General features: G+C 40.9%; 16 protein-coding genes. 13 read left to right on the top strand and 3 right to left on the bottom strand.

Annotated elements, in window-relative coordinates; translation table 11 throughout:
• Nucleotides 1–49: 49 nt before the first annotated feature.
• Nucleotides 50–763 carry a UTRA domain-containing protein gene (locus DK415_RS06245; RefSeq protein ID WP_109432903.1) on the bottom strand — a complete coding sequence of 238 codons (714 nt, stop codon included), beginning with the start codon at nt 761–763 and terminating at the stop codon, nt 50–52.
• Between the two features lie 197 nt (nt 764–960).
• Here DK415_RS06245 and malQ point away from each other — a divergent pair, with 197 nt between their 5' ends.
• The 9 genes from malQ to DK415_RS06200 all read left to right on the top strand — a co-directional run bounded on the left by malQ (nt 961) and on the right by DK415_RS06200 (nt 12,248).
• Nucleotides 961–4,734, top strand: coding sequence for a 4-alpha-glucanotransferase (malQ, locus tag DK415_RS06240; RefSeq protein ID WP_109432902.1), 3,774 nt, complete (start codon nt 961–963; stop codon nt 4,732–4,734).
• 9 nt (nt 4,735–4,743) lie between these two features.
• On the top strand, nt 4,744–5,535 hold the full coding sequence (locus tag DK415_RS06235) for an endonuclease/exonuclease/phosphatase family protein (protein WP_109432901.1): 792 nt from the start codon (nt 4,744–4,746) through the stop codon (nt 5,533–5,535).
• Between the two features lie 10 nt (nt 5,536–5,545).
• Nucleotides 5,546–7,210, top strand: a complete 1,665-nt coding sequence (locus tag DK415_RS06230) for a PTS transporter subunit IIBC (RefSeq protein WP_109432900.1) — start codon at nt 5,546–5,548, stop codon at nt 7,208–7,210.
• 374 nt (nt 7,211–7,584) lie between these two features.
• A complete protein-coding gene (locus DK415_RS06225; protein WP_006717583.1) occupies nt 7,585–8,247 on the top strand; it encodes a Bax inhibitor-1 family protein in 663 nt (220 codons plus the stop codon).
• A gap of 98 nt (nt 8,248–8,345) precedes the next feature.
• Nucleotides 8,346–8,675 (top strand): TusE/DsrC/DsvC family sulfur relay protein, encoded by a 330-nt coding sequence (locus DK415_RS06220; RefSeq protein WP_109432899.1) that lies wholly within the window; start codon nt 8,346–8,348, stop codon nt 8,673–8,675.
• A gap of 99 nt (nt 8,676–8,774) precedes the next feature.
• The gene (gene afeA, locus DK415_RS06215) at nt 8,775–9,656 is read left to right on the top strand and encodes an iron ABC transporter substrate-binding protein AfeA (RefSeq protein WP_109127750.1); all 882 of its coding nucleotides are present in this window, start codon (nt 8,775–8,777) and stop codon (nt 9,654–9,656) included.
• Nucleotides 9,656–10,546, top strand: a complete 891-nt coding sequence (gene afeB / locus DK415_RS06210; RefSeq protein WP_109432898.1) for an ironABC transporter ATP-binding protein AfeB — start codon at nt 9,656–9,658, stop codon at nt 10,544–10,546. Before afeA ends, afeB begins: the two co-directional genes overlap by 1 nt.
• A complete protein-coding gene (gene afeC, locus DK415_RS06205; protein ID WP_109432897.1) occupies nt 10,546–11,403 on the top strand; it encodes an iron ABC transporter permease subunit AfeC in 858 nt (285 codons plus the stop codon). The genes afeB and afeC overlap by 1 nt, the downstream gene beginning before the upstream one ends.
• Complete coding sequence (locus tag DK415_RS06200; RefSeq protein ID WP_109432896.1) at nt 11,400–12,248, top strand: metal ABC transporter permease; 849 nt, start codon at nt 11,400–11,402, stop codon at nt 12,246–12,248. Before afeC ends, DK415_RS06200 begins: the two co-directional genes overlap by 4 nt.
• On the opposite strand, the gene DK415_RS06195 is transcribed toward DK415_RS06200, so the two are convergent.
• Nucleotides 12,223–12,495: an acylphosphatase gene (locus DK415_RS06195; protein ID WP_109432895.1), complete on the bottom strand. Its 273-nt coding sequence runs from the start codon at nt 12,493–12,495 to the stop codon at nt 12,223–12,225. The genes DK415_RS06200 and DK415_RS06195 overlap by 26 nt on opposite strands.
• A 156-nt stretch (nt 12,496–12,651) precedes the next feature.
• On the opposite strand from DK415_RS06195, the gene DK415_RS06190 reads away from it, so the two are divergent.
• The 4 genes from DK415_RS06190 (at nt 12,652) to yccS (ending at nt 16,486) form a co-directional block, all read left to right on the top strand.
• Nucleotides 12,652–13,326 (top strand): curli polymerization inhibitor CsgI-related protein, encoded by a 675-nt coding sequence (locus tag DK415_RS06190; protein ID WP_109432894.1) that lies wholly within the window; start codon nt 12,652–12,654, stop codon nt 13,324–13,326.
• A 73-nt stretch (nt 13,327–13,399) separates the two neighbouring features.
• Nucleotides 13,400–13,858 carry a methylglyoxal synthase gene (gene mgsA / locus DK415_RS06185; protein ID WP_109432893.1) on the top strand — a complete coding sequence of 153 codons (459 nt, stop codon included), beginning with the start codon at nt 13,400–13,402 and terminating at the stop codon, nt 13,856–13,858.
• Nucleotides 13,859–13,866: 8 nt separating this feature from the next.
• A complete protein-coding gene (locus DK415_RS06180) occupies nt 13,867–14,322 on the top strand; it encodes a YccF domain-containing protein (RefSeq protein WP_006717565.1) in 456 nt (151 codons plus the stop codon).
• 22 nt (nt 14,323–14,344) lie between these two features.
• On the top strand, nt 14,345–16,486 hold the full coding sequence (gene yccS, locus DK415_RS06175) for a YccS family putative transporter (protein ID WP_109432892.1): 2,142 nt from the start codon (nt 14,345–14,347) through the stop codon (nt 16,484–16,486).
• Here yccS and smrB read toward each other — a convergent pair.
• Nucleotides 16,483–16,989, bottom strand: a complete 507-nt coding sequence (gene smrB / locus DK415_RS06170; protein WP_006717559.1) for an endonuclease SmrB — start codon at nt 16,987–16,989, stop codon at nt 16,483–16,485. The two genes, yccS and smrB, sit on opposite strands and share 4 nt — an antisense overlap.
• Nucleotides 16,990–17,039: the final 50 nt, after the last annotated feature.

The following is a 17,039-nucleotide window of genomic DNA, read 5'->3' as shown; positions in this document are numbered from 1 at the left end:
TTGTTTTTAAAAGAGTTTTATTCAACAAAATATGGAAAAGTGCTCTTTTTTAAACGTGTCGCTTCGCCGTGGAAGCAAAGGTAATTTTATCGGGACGATAACTAATGCTACCGTACTGAAATGGCCGTCCATCAGCTAAATAAGTGGTGCTGGTAACGTTCACAACCATATTATATTCACCGAGATCCATGGTGTTTTTTTCTTCTTCATTAGCATAACGAAACGCAATTTCACGCTGTGAATAACTAATTTTTAGACCTAGTTCACTTTCTAAATAGTGATAAATGGATTGTTCCGCAATCTCACGATTAATAAAAGGAACAATACGACGATCAAAGTAAGAGACTTCGTATTCCACCGCTTCCCCGTCAATTTCACGAACACGACCTATACGATAAAAATCAATTTGATCATTTACGTTAAAGATCTGCATTAATTCCTCTTCCCCTTGCACAATATACAAGCTGGTTAAAGTTGTTTTCACTTGATGGGTTAAAGGGCGATTCAGCTCCCCAACGGTTTTGATTTCGGAAAGCTGTTGAGGCGTTGATAAATTATGTTCGAGAACAATAGAAGTTCGCCCCTGTTGTTTCTGAATGTAACCATCCATTTCAAGCAGAGAAAGGGCTTTACGAATGGTATCTTTAGAAAAGCCATATTCTTGCATAAGCTCACTTTCACTGGGTAATTCTTGCTTTGGCGGTAAAATTCCATCGTTTATTTTGCTTTTTATATCGTTATAAACCGCTTTGTATTTACTCACTTTTCCACTCCATTTTGGACTTTTATTCCTTTCTTTAAACCGCTAATAGAATACCATAAACCCTCATAATTATACTTATAGTTTTGTGATCAAAATCACACTTTTGCGTTAATGTTTAAACTTTTACGTAAAAGTTATTGAGTAAAATAAAATTTAGATTAGAATCTCTACAACTTTTACTTCTGAAGGAAAAAATTATGCTTACTCGGTCAAGTGGTGTTTTAATGCACATCACCTCATTACCCAATGCATTTGGAATTGGTAGCTTTGGGCAATCGGCCTATGATTTTGTGGATTTTTTAGTTGAAACGAAACAAACCTATTGGCAAATCCTTCCATTAACCACCACCAGCTACGGTGATTCCCCCTATCAATCCTTCTCTGCGATTGCAGGTAACACACATTTAATTGATTTTTCTTTACTCACCCAAATGGGTTTATTGCAAGAAACGGATTATGCTTTGGTTAATTTTGGCGATGATCCGACAAAAGTAGATTACGAGCGCATTTTTCATGCACGTCGCCCGATCTTAGAAATTGCCGTCAAACATTTCCTCGCCGATAAAAAACACCAAGCAGACTTCAAAAACTTTGAAAAAAACAACCGCACTTGGTTGGAAGACTATGCGGAATTTATGGCAATCAAAGAGCATTTCGGCAATAAGGCCCTACAAGAATGGGAAGATAAACAGGTTGTTGCCCGTCAACCCAAAGCACTTGGGAAATACCGTACGATGCTGAAAGAGCAAATTCAGTATTTCAAGGTAACGCAATATTTCTTTTTCCAACAATGGTTGGCATTGAAAAATTACGCTAATCAAAGAGGAATTAAAATTATCGGCGATATGCCGATTTATGTGGCGGCAGACAGTGTTGAAGTGTGGACAATGCCGGAACTCTTCCAATTAGATAAAGAACGCAATCCGCTTTTCGTTGCCGGTGTTCCTGCCGATCAATTTAGCGCCACCGGACAGCTTTGGGGCAATCCGCTTTATGACTGGGCTGAACATAAGAAACAAGGCTATGCTTGGTGGATTCATCGTATTGAGGAAAGCTTTAAAATTTACGATGTACTTCGTATCGATCATTTCAAAGGTTTCTCCGATTATTGGCAAGTGGATGGTAAAGCAGATATTGCCAAATATGGTAGTTGGCAACCCGGCCCGGGATATGATTTGTTCAAAGCAGTAAAAGCACAGCTAGGCGATTTGCCGATTATCGCTGAAGATCTCGGCAATATTGATGAAAAAGCGAAGAAATTACTGGTTGATTGCGGTTATCCCGGCATGAAAATTTTGCAATTCGGTTTTGAAGATGTGAGTGGTGAAAGCCTGGATAGCCCGCATTATTGCATTCCACATTGCATTGCCTATACCGGCACACACGATAATGATGTGATTAATGGCTGGTATGCGGATTTATCCACAAAACAACAACAATATATCAACGCTTATACCCATCGTGCTGCCGATGAATCTGTCTGTCAGGCAATGACTCGCCAATTATTTGCTACCGTAAGTAATACGGCGATTGCCACCATGCAAGATATTTTAGATTTGCCGGCAAGTTCAAGAATGAATCTTCCTTCTACTATAGGTGGAAACTGGGAATGGCGAATGCAAGAAAGCGATTTAACAAAAGCCAAAAAAGATTTTTTAACCCAAATAACCACGTTATATGGACGTGCAAATAAGAAAAAAATAATGATTAAATTTAGTGAATTTGTACAGCAAAAAACAAATAAAAAACTTGAAAAATTAAGTGATCATGCGATTTACGTACAGTTATTAAACTATGTTAAAACCCTTGCTGAGAATAAAGGAAAAAATACGGCTAAACGTAAGGTTTACTATATTTCTGCAGAGTTTTTGATTGGCAAATTGCTGTCTAACAATTTAATCAATCTTGGCGTATATCAAGAAATCAAAGATGAATTGGCGCAGGCAGGAAAATCACTAAGCCATATTGAAGATATTGAGCCTGAACCGTCTTTAGGGAACGGCGGATTAGGTCGTTTAGCGTCCTGTTTTATTGATTCCATGTCCACACTCGGGTTAAATGCGGAAGGCGTAGGCTTGAATTACCATTGCGGTTTGTTTAAACAAGTCTTTAAAAACAATGAGCAACATGCTGAACCAAATAACTGGATTGAAAAAGAGTCTTGGTTAATTCCTACAGACATCCGTTATGAGGTGCCATTTAAAGATTTCACCTTAACCTCTAAATTAGATCGCATTGATATTCTAGGTTACAAAAAAGACACCAAAAATTATCTTAACTTATTTGATATTGAATCCATTAATCATAAATTGATTAAAAAAGGCATTACCTTTGATAAAACAAAAATCAAAGAAAATCTGACCTTATTCCTTTATCCGGATGACTCCGATAAAAACGGTGAATTATTACGTATTTATCAGCAATATTTTATGGTCTCCAATGCGGCGCAGTTATTAATTGATGAAGCCATTGAACGAGGCAGTAATTTACATGATTTAGCCGATTATGCCTATGTGCAAATTAATGACACCCACCCATCCATGGTGATTCCGGAATTGATTCGTTTATTAACGGAAAAACATCGTATTAAATTTGCAGAAGCGGTAGAAGTCGTGCGCAATATGGTGGGTTACACAAACCATACGATTCTTGCCGAAGCCTTAGAAAAATGGCCTTTAGCTTATTTAGAAGAAGTGGTTCCTCATTTAGTGAAGATCATCAAAAAACTGAATAAATTAGTGCAGAAAGAATATTCAAATCCTGATGTACAAATTATTGATAAGCAAAAACGCGTCCATATGGCGCATATGGATATTCATTTTTCAAACTCTGTAAACGGTGTCGCGGCATTACACACGGAGATTTTGAAAAATTCCGAACTCAAAGCGTTTTATGAAATTTATCCCGAGAAGTTTAATAATAAAACTAACGGAATCACCTTCCGTCGTTGGTTAGAATTTTCTAACCAAGCGTTATCCGCTTATATTAAACAACTTATCGGCGATGAGTACTTACATGATGCAACTCAATTGGAAAAACTGCTTGCCTTTAAAGATGACAAAAAAGTACATCAAAAATTAGCTGAAATTAAATTCCAGAATAAATTAGCTCTGAAGACTTATCTTAAAGAAAATAAAGGCATTGAATTGGATGAAAATTCCATTATCGATACGCAAATTAAGCGTTTCCACGAATATAAACGCCAACAAATGAATGCACTTTATGTGATTCATAAATACCTTGAAATCAAAGCAGGCAAACTGCCGAAACGTAAAATTACCGTGATTTTTGGTGGGAAAGCCGCACCGGCTTATGTGATTGCACAGGATATTATTCATTTAATTCTTTGCTTGTCTGAGTTAATCAATAACGATCCGGATGTGAATCACTATTTAAACGTGCATTTGGTGGAAAACTACAATGTTAGCGTGGCGGAAAAATTGATTCCGGCGACAGATATTTCAGAGCAAATTTCCCTTGCATCAAAAGAAGCTTCCGGAACGGGCAATATGAAATTTATGCTGAATGGCGCATTAACCTTGGGCACGATGGACGGTGCGAACGTAGAAATTGCCGAATTAGCCGGTGCGAAAAACATTTACACCTTCGGTAAAGATTCGGAAAGCATTATTAAACTGTATGAAACTGCCGGTTATGTTTCAAAAGATTACTATAAAAAGGATAAACACATTAAAAGAGCGGTCGATTTTATCCTTGATTCTACACTGGCGAAACTAGGCAATGAAGAACGTTTAAAACGTCTGCACGATGAATTGCTCAATAAAGACTGGTTTATGACCTTAATTGACTTTGATGCTTATGTCACGGCGAAAGAACAGATTCTGGCGGATTATGAAGATCAAGATAGCTGGAACGAAAAAGTGATTCATAACATCGCCAAAGCCGGTTTCTTCTCATCGGATCGCACCATTGCACAATATAATACCGATATCTGGCATTGTGAGGATTAAGGGGAACGTATGAAACTACTCACCCTCAACGTACACGCTTGGTTAGAAGATAACCAAGCGGAAAAAATCGACATTATTGCCGACACCATTGTTGAAAAGGGCTACGACATCGTTGCCCTACAAGAGGTGAACCAATTAATGTCAGCACCTGCGATTTCACAAGCATTAAAGCAAGACAACTATGGCGTTGTGTTGCTGAATAAAATCAATCAACGGGCGACGCAAAAATATTCGCTATTTTGGAGCAATTCGCATATTGGCTACGATAAATATGACGAAGGCATCGCCTTTTTAACCCGCTTGCCGGTTTATGAAGTGGATGCTTTTTATTGCAGCCAACATCAGCGCCTCGATTCTATCCTCTCGCGCAAAATTCTTGGCTTAACCGTGGAATATCAAGGTCAACTTGTAGATTGTTATTCCTGCCATATCAACTTGCCGAATTGCACGGGTGAAAATCAACTGGACAACATTCGCAATATCGTAGAACGTAGCCAAAGCCGAAATCTTAAAATTTTGATGGGCGATTTCAATACGGATGCAATCAGCGATCCAAACGCTTATCAGAAAATTAAATCTCTCGGTTTACTTGATACTTTTAAGATGGCGGAACAAAAAGATAGCGGGATTACCGTTGAGAAAGCAATTGATGGCTGGAAAGGCCACAGCGAAGAAAAACGATTAGACTATATTTTTTTAAATCAAGCAAAAAGGGTTTTATCGAGTCAGGTGGTTTTTAATGGCAAAAATAAACCGGTAGTTTCCGACCATTTCGGTTTGGAAGTCGAGCTTACATTGTAGGAGAACATACATGAAAAAATTGCTCAGTTTTGAATTTTGGCAAAAATTCGGCAAATGCCTAATGGTGGTGATTGCCGTGATGCCTGCCGCAGGTTTAATGGTAAGTATCGGTAACTCGTTACCGTTAATTAGCGATGCCGAATGGCTGGCGCGCGTGGGTAATATCATCGCGCAAATCGGTTGGGGCATTATTGGTAACCTGCATTTGTTATTTGCTTTAGCCATTGGTGGCAGTTGGGCGAATGAGCGTGCAGGCGGTGCGTTTGCCGCAGGTCTTGCCTTTATTTTAATCAACTTAATTACCGGTCACTTCTTCGGCGTAAAAATTGAAATGCTGACCGATCCGAATGCCCATGTAAGCACCATCTTGGCGGGTGACATTCCGGTGGCTAACTACTTTGTGAATATCCTCGGACAACCTGCATTAAATATGGGGGTATTCGTAGGGATCATCGCCGGGTTTGTAGGGGCAACCACCTTTAATAGCTACTACAATTTCCGCAAACTGCCTGAAGTACTTACCTTCTTTAACGGTAAACGCTTTGTGCCATTTGTGGTGATTTATCGTTCCGTTTTAGTGTCGTTAGTGTTGGCGGTGTTCTGGCCGGTCGTGCAAACCGGAATTAACCATTTCGGTGAATGGATTGCCAACTCGCAAGACTCCGCGCCTATCCTTGCGCCTTTTGTTTACGGCACATTAGAACGTCTTTTACTGCCTTTCGGTTTACACCATATGCTCACCATTCCGATGAACTACACCTCATTGGGCGGTACCTATGAATTCTTAACCGGTATGCAACAAGGCAAACAAGTATTCGGACAAGACCCGTTATGGCTCGCTTGGATCAGTGATTTAATCAACTTGAAAGACGCGGGCAATATGACGCAATATAACGAGCTCCTATCAACGGTGACACCGGCGCGCTTTAAAGTGGGTCAAATGATCGGCTCAAGCGGTATTCTAATGGGAATTACGCTCGCCATGTACGTAAACGTTGATCAGGATAAGAAAACTATCTACAAAGGGATTTTCCTTTCTTCTGCCCTTGCCGTGTTCTTAACCGGCGTAACAGAACCGATCGAATATATGTTTATGTTCGTTGCACTACCGCTTTACCTTGTGTATGCGGTCATCCAAGGTTGTGCATTTGCCATGGCGGATATTGTGAACTTACGCGTTCACTCATTCGGTAACATTGAGTTTTTAACCCGTACGCCAATGGCGATTAAAGCGGGCATCGGCATGGATCTCATCAACTTCATTTGGGTATCCGGTGTGTTTGCGGTCGCGGCCTTCTTAATTGCGAATTTCATGATTAAGAAACTCAACTTAGCCACCGCCGGTCGCAACGGCAACTACGATGCAAAAGGTACTGACGAAGCCCCTGCTGAGGAGAAAAAAGTCACTAATGCCAGTGCACAAGTGGTGCAAATCATCAATCTTCTCGGCGGGCGCAACAATATTGCCGAGGTAGATGCTTGTATGACCCGTTTACGTATCACTGTGCATAATCCTGAATTAGTGGGCGATGCAGCGGCTTGGAAACAAGCAGGCGCAATGGGTTTCATTGTTAAAGGCACAGGCATTCAAGCCATTTACGGACCAAAAGCAGATGTACTGAAATCGGATATTCAAGACCTACTCTCTTCAGGCGTTGAAATTCCGAAAATGTAACAATATGCAAACATAGATAAACCAAAAGAGCGGTTAGAATGATCTGCCCCTAAAACAAAGCTGAATCTCGAAAGAGGTTCAGCTTTTTATTTTTATGAAAAGAAAGTGCGGTGGGTTTTGAGCATATTTTTGAAATGTAAAAACATCAGGAATAAAACTCAATATCTTTGAGATGCCAGATTACCGACAGGTTCAAAATAAACAAATCGGTTTTGCTGAATTGCAAATAAAACAACCGCACTTTTCTGTCTTTCACTTTTAATCATCCATCAGTAAAAAATATTTTCCTTGTAATAATTGACTTTTCTCCCCACTGCCCTTACCTTACAGCAACGTTATAATCGCTTATTTTCTTTAAATTTAAAGGAGTTTTTATGCAATCTCGTATTATTGTTGACAGCAGAGAAGAATCGTTGCTTAGCACGCACAAAGTGTTGCGTAACACCTATTTTTTGTTAGCGTTAACATTAGCCTTTTCCGCTGTGGTGGCTTATGTGTCCATGGCGATGAATTTACCAAGACCGGGGCTTATCATCATGCTTGTAGGCTTCTATGGGCTGCTTTTCTTAACCAATGCCTTAGCAAATAGCGCATTAGGGATTTTATCTGCCTTTGCCTTTACTGGTTTCTTAGGTTACACCGTAGGGCCAATTTTAAATGCCTATGTGAGCGCAGGTTTGGGGGACGCTATCGTGTTAGCGTTAGCCGGTACCGCAGCCACTTTCTTCGCTTGTTCCGCTTATGTCTTAACCACGAAAAAAGACATGTCTTTCTTATCCGGTACGATTCTAGCCTTATTCGTGGTGTTATTACTTGGCATGGTAGCGAGTTTCTTCTTCCAATTCCCTGCACTTTACGTGGGGATTAGCGCGTTATTCGTGATTTTCTCCACCATGGGAATTTTGTATGAAACCAGTAACATTATTCATGGCGGTGAAACCAACTACATTCGTGCAACGGTCAGCTTATTTGTGTCTATCTACAATCTGTTTATCAGTTTGTTAAACTTACTTTCCTTCTTCTCTTCCAGAGATTAATTATTAATTATTAATTATTAATTTGATAGATAAATTCAACGCCCCTTCTTTGGGGCTTTTTTATATAATCCGTCCCCATAAATACTAAGGTTATTATCATGCTTGAAGTCAATAATAAACATATTGAAACCGATGCTTCGGGTTATTTGCTCAATATTGATGATTGGAATATCGAAGTCGCGCAAGCCATTGCAAAATTAGAAAATTTGGAATTAACCGATGCCCACTGGGAAATCATTCATTTTGTGCGGGCGTTTTATCAGGAATACAAGACCTCACCGGCTATTCGTATGTTGGTAAAAGCCACAGCACAAAAACTCGGTGAAGAGAAAGGCAACAGCCGTTATTTACAACGTTTGTTTCCTGACGGTCCGGCAAAACAAGCAACAAAATTAGCCGGGTTACCCAAACCGGCAAAATGCCTATAAGTCATTTGAGAATCATTTGCATTTTAGAAATAAAAGAATATAATTCACCCTGCAACTTATGTTGTTATTTTTTACTAAAACTTTTCAAAGGAGAAAAACATGCGTTTATTCGCGACATTAATCAGTGTGCTTGCATTAAGTTTAGGCAGCAGTTTAGCTTATGCAAAATTTAAAGTCGTTACCACCTTCACCATCATTCAAGATATGGCGCAAAATATCGCCGGTGATGCGGCTACCGTGGAATCAATCACCAAACCGGGTGCAGAAATTCATGATTATGAGCCGACCCCAAAAGACATCGTAAAAGCCCAATCTGCCGACCTCGTATTATGGAACGGTTTAAACCTTGAGCGTTGGTTTGAAAAATTCTTCCAAAACGTGAAAGATAAACCGGCGGTTGTTGTAACTGAGGGTATCGAGCCAATGTCTATTAATGAAGGTCCTTATACCGGCAACCCAAATCCGCACGCCTGGATGTCCCCTTCCAATGCATTGATTTATATTGAGAACATTAAAAATGCGTTGGTAAAATACGATCCACAAAATAAAGAAACATACGAAAAAAACGCCGCACTTTATGCACAAAAAATCAAAGAGTTGGATAAACCGCTTCGCGAAAAATTAGCACAAGTGCCGGAAGCTCAACGTTGGTTAGTTACCAGTGAAGGCGCTTTCAGCTATCTCACTCGTGACTATGGTTTTAAAGAAGCCTATTTATGGCCGATTAACGCCGAACAACAAGGTACGCCACAACAGGTTCGCAAAGTGATTGAAACCGTGAAAGCCAACAACATTCCGGTTGTATTCAGTGAAAGTACTATTTCACCTAAACCGGCAAAACAAGTCGCGAAAGAAACCGGTGCAAAATACGGCGGCGTACTTTATGTGGATTCTCTTTCCAATAAAAAAGGGCCGGTACCAACCTATATCGATTTGTTGAACACGACCGTTTCCACTATCGCAAAAGGATTTGAAAAATAATGTCATCGAATATTGCCTCGATCTGTGTTGAAGATGTCACGGTTCGCTATAACAATGGCCACACCGCTATCCACGATGTCACCTTTCACTTAGAAGGCGGCACCACTTGCGCTCTTGTGGGCGTAAATGGAAGCGGAAAATCAACCTTGTTTAAAAGTCTCATGGGATTGATTCATCCGCAACGAGGCAATATTACGTTGTGTCATTTACCAATTAAACAGGCATTAAAACAAAACCTGGTCTCTTATGTACCTCAATCGGAGGAAGTGGACTGGCAATTCCCGGTGTCTGTTTATGATGTGGTGCTCATGGGACGCTACGGTTATATGAATTTCCTGCGTCGCCCAAGTGAAACCGATAAGCAAAAAGTGCAAGAAGCCATGCAACGGGTGAATATTGAGCACCTTGCCCATCGTCAAATTGGCGAGCTTTCCGGCGGGCAGAAAAAGCGCGTATTTTTGGCTCGTGCGCTTGCTCAACAAAGTAAGATTATTTTACTGGATGAACCTTTTACTGGCGTTGATGTACAAACAGAAAATGCCATTGTCGATTTACTTGGGCAATTACGTAGCGAAGGTCATCTCATTTTGGTTTCTACCCATAACCTTGGTGCAGTACCGGATTTCTGCGATCAGGTGGTGATGATTAATCGCACTGTCATTGCGGCGGGTTCAACAGAAACCACGTTTAACCAACATAACTTGGAACTCGCCTTTGGTGGCGTATTGCGCCACATTAAGTTGCTCGGTTCAGATCTGCATGATGATGAAGATCCACGTGCAGTGACCGTACTTACTGATGATGAACGGGCTGCGGTGTTCTATGGTAAAACCAAAGTCGATCCACCGGCACCGATTGTAAAACACTGTAAATCAGAGGAAAAACCCTAATGTTAGATCTATTACTGGAGCCTTTTTCCTATGATTATATGGTGAAAGCCATTTTGCTCAGTTCTGCCGTTGGTGGTGTCTGTGCTTTTTTGTCTGCTTATTTAATGCTGAAAGGTTGGTCACTCATTGGTGACGCCCTTTCTCATTCCGTTGTTCCCGGTGTTGCCATCGCTTATGCGCTTTCTCTGCCTTATGCTCTCGGCGCTTTCTTTTCCGGTATCTTAGCCGCCGTGTCCATTTTATGGGTCAAATCCATTACCAAACTGCGGGAAGATGCGGTTATCGGCTTCATTTTCACGACATTTTTTGCGCTTGGCTTGTTGATCATTTCCCTCAACCCAACCTCCGTCAACGTGCAAGATATTGTGTTAGGTAACATCCTGGGCATTGCGGATGAAGATATTCTTCAAGTGGCAATCATCATTGGCATTAGTCTGATTTTATTACTCATTTTTTGGAAAGATCTGTTATTAATTTTCTTTGATGAAGTCCATGCCACTTCCGTAGGGCTCACCCCAATTTATTACAAAGTGCTGTTTTTTACGCTACTCAGCGCTTGTGTCGTCGCCGCATTACAAACCGTCGGTGCGATTTTGGTCATCGCCATGGTAATCACACCAGGCGCCACTGCCTATTTACTTACTGATCGCTTTAAAACCCTTGCCATGATTGCTGTTATTCTAGGCATTCTTTCCAGTGCGATTGGCGTGTATATCAGCTATTTTTTGGATGGCGCGACAGGCGGCATTATTGTTTGTATTCAGACCGCACTTTTCCTATTGGCTTTTATTTTTTCGCCAAAATACGGCTTAATTCGCCAGCGTAAACCAATAAAGAAAGAAGAGGTGCAACAATGAACGCTATTTATCAATGGTTCACCGAGCCTTTTGCCTATCCGTTTATGCAAAACGCATTAATCACGGCGTTATTAGTCTCCATTATTTGCGCCATGCTCTCCTGCTATTTAGTGTTGAAAGGTTGGTCGTTGATGGGAGATGCAATTTCTCATGCTGTTCTGCCGGGCATTGTGGTGGCTTTCTGGTTAAGTTTGCCTTTAACCATCGGTGCCTTTGTCGCAGGATTGCTCTGTTCTGTCTGTGTAGGATATTTAAAAGAAAATAGCCGAATCAAAGAAGATACCGCCATGGGGATTGTCTTTTCAGGGATGTTTGCGCTCGGGATTGTCTTGTTTAGCAAAATTGAAACGGATCAACATTTAACCCATATTTTATTTGGTAATTTGCTTGGCGTAAGCAATGCAGAAATGTTGCAAACGCTAGCCATAAGTGCGGTCGTTTTTTTGGTTGTTTTTTTACGTCGAAAAGATTTTTTACTTTATTGTTTTGATGCTACGCAAGCCAAAATCGTTGGCTTATCGCCTCGACTTTTGCATTACAGCTTGCTGATTCTCCTTGCTTTAACCATCGTCAGTGCCATGCAAGTAGTCGGCGTGATCTTAGTCGTTGCGATGCTTATTTCCCCCGGCATTACCGCATTTATTTTAAGCAAGCGCTTTGATCATATGATTGCCATTGCCTTGGCAACATCTATCAGCACCAGTATCTTCGGGACGATTATCAGCTACCACATTGACGGTGCTACAGGGCCTTGTATTATTTTGTTACAAGCGGCGGTATTTTTAACCGCACTTATTTATAGCAAAATCAAACTGCGTTTCAGTGTAGCACTTGAAACGCCGTAAATTCTTTGTCGCCAAGATAATCTTCTACAAATACATCGTCCACGATGGCAGTGCGAGGCCCCTCTTGTAACCAAGCATCTAACGCTTCAATTTGACTTTCCGAACCGACGGCGATCACTTCCACGGTGCCGTCGGCAAGATTACGCACAAAGCCGGTTACGCCGATCTTCAGCGCTTGCTTCCACGTAAAATAACGAAACCCAACGCCTTGCACATAACCGTGAACACAAAAACGTTTTTTGACCATACAATTTCCCCTTAAAATTGAATAAAAACAAAAAACTAGCGCTTAAATACAATTTTCTATTTTCATTTTTCCCAATTTGGAATAGCATACAAACTACGCTTTATTCCATAAAGTGTCATCTAATTTTAATGAATGTCCTTCAAAACAGGAGTAAATATGAAATTTCGTTTTGCTGTCTTAACTGCAACACTTTTAGCCAGTACGGCGAGCTTTGCCGGCATGGTAACCAGCTCATCTAATATTGATTTTTTAGCCATTGACGGTCAAAAAGCAAACAAATCTTTATTGAAAGAAACTAACGCATTTAATATCAACGATACACAAAAACACCAAGTTGTGGTTCGTGTATCCGAAATTACTCAAGTGGGTTCCGATCGCTCCTTATTCGAATCAGATCCGATTGTTGTGACATTCCAAGGTTCAAGTGAAGATATCGTAATTTCAGCCCCACGTTTACAAAATGAACGTGATGTAAGTAACTTCAAACAATCTCCTGTGATTACCGTAAAAACCCAATCCGGTCACAACGTAGAAAATAAACAAGAATACTTAAAACAAGAAGGTTTATTCCCGGGCATGAACCTTATCAAAGACTTAAACGAATATAACGCGTCTGGCGCACCGGCCTCTTTACCTTCTTTAGCAACAATCACCACCTCAGCTGCAACAGCGGTAGTCGTTGGCGGTCCTGCTGCAACCGGTAAAGTAAACAAAGGTAAAGTAACATTACAAGGTGAAAACGTGGCGGAACAAATGTTGCAATATTGGTATCAACAAGCCGACAAAGAAACACAAACACGTTTCATTGATTGGGCGAAAAAACAAAAATAATTCGGTATTCTATGCCAATTCATTTATTTCCAAAAAGTGAGCCTGCCCGCTCACTTTTTATTTAGGAGTCACCATGCAAACAACTTATCGCACTCTACCGACCAATAAACATATCGCTTTAGTCGCACACGATCACTGTAAAGCCGATCTGATAAACTGGTGTAAAACGCACCGCACTTTCTTAGCAAACCACACGCTCTATGGCACCGGCACCACAGGTAGCCTTATTCATCGAGAAACCGGTTTAAGCGTTAATAGTTTGCTCAGCGGCCCAATGGGCGGGGATCAACAACTCGGTGGCTTAATCGCTGAAAACAAAATTGATTTAATGATTTTCTTCTGGGATCCAATGAATGCCGTGCCGCACGACCCTGACGTCAAAGCATTAATGCGTATTGCCACCGTTTGGAATATTCCTGTTGCAATGAACATGGCAAGTGCTGATTTTCTGGTTTCTTCACCACTCTTTAATGAGACCTGCGATATTCGTATTCCTGACTATCAAGGTTATTTAAACGAACGCTTAAAGTAGACCTCGCGATGAATTTAAGCTTAATTCTCAATATTCTCAATTTTGTCCTTGGCGGTTTCGCGACAACCTTAGGTTGGCTATTCGCTACCCTTATGAGTGCCGTGTTGATCGTCACATTGCCTTATACGCGTAGCTGTTGGGAAATTTGTAAAATGTCATTGGTTCCCTTCGGCAACGATTTGATTCATGTGAAGTATTTGGAACCCAAAAGTGCGGTGGGAAATTCCCTCGGATCGTTGCTCAATGTTGTCTGGTTCATTCTTTTCGGTTGGTGGCTGTTTCTTGCCCATGTTTTTTGTGGCATTTCTCAATGTCTAACCATCATCGGCATCCCAACCGGCTTGGCGAATTTCCATATCGCCAGAATTGCGTTATTTCCTGTCGGACAACGGGTCATTCCGAAAGAAATGGCTGACCTGATTCGCCGACAAGCTGCAGAAAAATATCAGCGTTTTTATCAATAATTCACCACGTCAAAGGTCAAGCATGCATAGCTGGTTCAATGCAAAAGTTATCGCCTCCATTCCGATTTTTATCGCTGTCAATTTGGCGGTGATTGCCATTTGGTATTTTGATATTTCCGAACAAAGTATGCCCTTGGTATTAGGCATTATTGCCGGCGGTTTGGTCGATTTAGATAACCGATTAACCGGTCGAATCAAGAACGTGTTTTATACGCTGCTCGCGTTTTCAGTTTCTACCATCAGCGTGCAACTGAGCATCAACCATAATTTCCAGTTTATGTTGTTGATGACGGCGATGACCTTTGTTTTCACGATGATTGGTGCCATCGGACAACGTTATAGCACTATCGCGTTCGGTACATTGGTTGTGGCGCTATACACCACACTGACGTATTTACCGGAAACCGTGTGGTATATGAATCCATTGATGATTCTTTGCGGCACCTTGCTTTACAGTATCACCACATTATGTGTGCATTTATTTTTTCCGAATCGCCCGGTGCAAGAAAGCGTTGCCAAATCCTTTCTGGCTCTTGCCAATTACCTCGATGTTAAATCAACGTTTTTCGATCCCGACGATATTGAGCAAATTGACAATAAACACATTGCTATGGCGATGAAAAACAGCGTGTTGATCAGTGCATTTAATGATTCACGCACCGCACTTTTTTATCGTATTCGGGGGCAGCATCGCCACAGCCGCACAACCAAAATGATTCGCTATTATTTCTCCGCTCAAGATATTCATGAGCGCATCAGCTCTAATCATTTTGATTACCAAACCCTTGCGGAACACCTGAAAAATACCGATTTAATTTTTCGTATTCAACGCTTACTGGAACTCCAAGCCCAAGCTTGCCGTGATATTGCGCTAAGCTTGCAACAAAATAAAACCTACCGTTATGACCTGCGTTTAGAAAAAGCCATTAACGGGCTAAATCAATCTTTCGAGCTTTATAGTAATAGCCATATTGAAGAAACCGAAAACCTCATTAATCTCCAAACATTACTGGATAATTTAAAAAGCGTTGACTACCAATTACGCCATATTGATCAAGAAGTGAACGAGTTGGAACAAACGGATACGGCACAAATTTATACAGAACAAATAACCGGTTTTAAAAATATCCTACTTGCCCTACGTAGCCACTTTAATTTCAATTCACAACTGTTTCGTCATGCGGTGCGTTTGTCGATTGTGGTGCTTATTTGTTGCACCATCGGCGAGTTTTTGCCCTTAGATCGGGCGTATTGGGTTTTATTAACCGCTGTTTTTGTTTGTCAGCCCAACTACACAGCGACTAAACTTCGTCTAAAACAGCGAATTATCGGCACGATTCTCGGTGTGATTATTGCCTCGCTTCTGCCTTATGCGAATCCGACACTGGAATTACAATTAGGCTTAATCGTTCTCACCAGCACCCTGTTTTTCTTTTTCCGTACCAATAATTACAGTTTTTCCACTTTCTTCATTACCTTACAGGTTATTTTCAGCTTTGATGTGATGGGTTTTAATGTGGAACAAGCGCTTTATTCTCGTGTGATTGACACCCTGATTGGCGCGACCATTTCCTGGTTTGCCGTGTCTTACTTATGGCCTGACTGGAAATATTTGCAGTTAGATAAAGTCAGCCGTCAGGCAATCAAAAGCGATGCCCAATATTTGCTGTATATTGTCAGTCAATTACAGTTCGGCAAAGGCGATAACTTGAAATACCGCATTGCCCGTCGTTATGCCCATGAATATGCCTCGGCATTAAGTGCTACCATCTCCAATATGAACCATGAGCCGAAAAAATATCAGGAGCATTTACAGGCGGGATTTGAGCTTTTAAAAATTAACTATTCTCTGCTTAGTTACATTTCTACGCTGGGCGCCTACCGCAGCAAAATGAAGCAAATGCAACAAAGCACCTTCTTTTTAGCGGAATTCTATCCTGCTGCGAAGAAAATCATTCATATCCTAGAAAATATTGAGCAACTGACACCAACACAGTTTGAGACGTTGCACAATAACATTGAAGTGAGTTTGAAACAGGCTCAAAGCCATTTTGAAAAAAATAATAAAGCGGCACAGCTGCAAGCACACATTCCAATGCAGCAACTCAGCATGATCAATCAAATTTTACCGCCGCTTTACCAAGCCATTCAGAAATGTTGCTAGACATCAATCAAGATCAGAATAGCCGCCTCACCGCCCCATTCTTTGGGGGCTTGATGCAATGCCCGTACTTTCGGGTGTTGTACCAACCAACGGGGAATCTGGCGTTTTAACGTATAAGTGCCGTAACCTGTCATCACACTGGCACAATAAAGATGTTCTTTCTCGCAGGTTTGAATTAATGCCGCCAGCTCTAATTTTGCCTGTTCACGCGTTAAGCCATGCAAATCCAAAAAAATCTCCGGTGAAAAATCGCCACGCCGTAATTGTTTCAACAAATGAGAATCTTCATTTTCACGCAAATATTTGACCGCACTTTCCTCATTTAACAACGGCTCATATTCATCAGAAAAATAAAATAACGTATCCTGTTGTTCACGCTGTTCTTTTATCGTTGCCAGTGCTTTCTTTTTATGGGGACGTGCAGCCACAAAAGTATCCTGTTTTAACGGTTTCACGCCTTTCATTTCAGCACGAAACAGGGAAATTGCTTCCTCATCTAACATTTCGTTTCCTATCTCAAATATGGTATAACTACGCGCAATTTTAACATTGA

The organism is Aggregatibacter segnis, from assembly GCF_003130075.1.
Lineage (GTDB): Bacteria > Pseudomonadota > Gammaproteobacteria > Enterobacterales > Pasteurellaceae > Aggregatibacter > Aggregatibacter segnis_A.
The sequence above is the reverse complement of the archived record's forward strand: the minus strand, read 5'-3'. Positions and strand labels throughout refer to the sequence as shown.

Coding starts and splice junctions, on each gene's coding strand:
- mgsA (WP_109432893.1), top strand. CDS start 13,400: ATGCAAACAACTTATCGCACTCTACCGACCAATAAACATATCGCTTTA.
- DK415_RS06225 (WP_006717583.1), top strand. CDS start 7,585: ATGCAATCTCGTATTATTGTTGACAGCAGAGAAGAATCGTTGCTTAGC.
- DK415_RS06190 (WP_109432894.1), top strand. CDS start 12,652: ATGAAATTTCGTTTTGCTGTCTTAACTGCAACACTTTTAGCCAGTACG.
- afeA (WP_109127750.1), top strand. CDS start 8,775: ATGCGTTTATTCGCGACATTAATCAGTGTGCTTGCATTAAGTTTAGGC.
- DK415_RS06235 (WP_109432901.1), top strand. CDS start 4,744: ATGAAACTACTCACCCTCAACGTACACGCTTGGTTAGAAGATAACCAA.
- malQ (WP_109432902.1), top strand. CDS start 961: ATGCTTACTCGGTCAAGTGGTGTTTTAATGCACATCACCTCATTACCC.
- DK415_RS06195 (WP_109432895.1), bottom strand. CDS start 12,495: ATGGTCAAAAAACGTTTTTGTGTTCACGGTTATGTGCAAGGCGTTGGG.
- yccS (WP_109432892.1), top strand. CDS start 14,345: ATGCATAGCTGGTTCAATGCAAAAGTTATCGCCTCCATTCCGATTTTT.
- smrB (WP_006717559.1), bottom strand. CDS start 16,989: ATGTTAGATGAGGAAGCAATTTCCCTGTTTCGTGCTGAAATGAAAGGC.
- DK415_RS06180 (WP_006717565.1), top strand. CDS start 13,867: ATGAATTTAAGCTTAATTCTCAATATTCTCAATTTTGTCCTTGGCGGT.
- DK415_RS06200 (WP_109432896.1), top strand. CDS start 11,400: ATGAACGCTATTTATCAATGGTTCACCGAGCCTTTTGCCTATCCGTTT.
- DK415_RS06220 (WP_109432899.1), top strand. CDS start 8,346: ATGCTTGAAGTCAATAATAAACATATTGAAACCGATGCTTCGGGTTAT.
- afeC (WP_109432897.1), top strand. CDS start 10,546: ATGTTAGATCTATTACTGGAGCCTTTTTCCTATGATTATATGGTGAAA.
- DK415_RS06230 (WP_109432900.1), top strand. CDS start 5,546: ATGAAAAAATTGCTCAGTTTTGAATTTTGGCAAAAATTCGGCAAATGC.
- afeB (WP_109432898.1), top strand. CDS start 9,656: ATGTCATCGAATATTGCCTCGATCTGTGTTGAAGATGTCACGGTTCGC.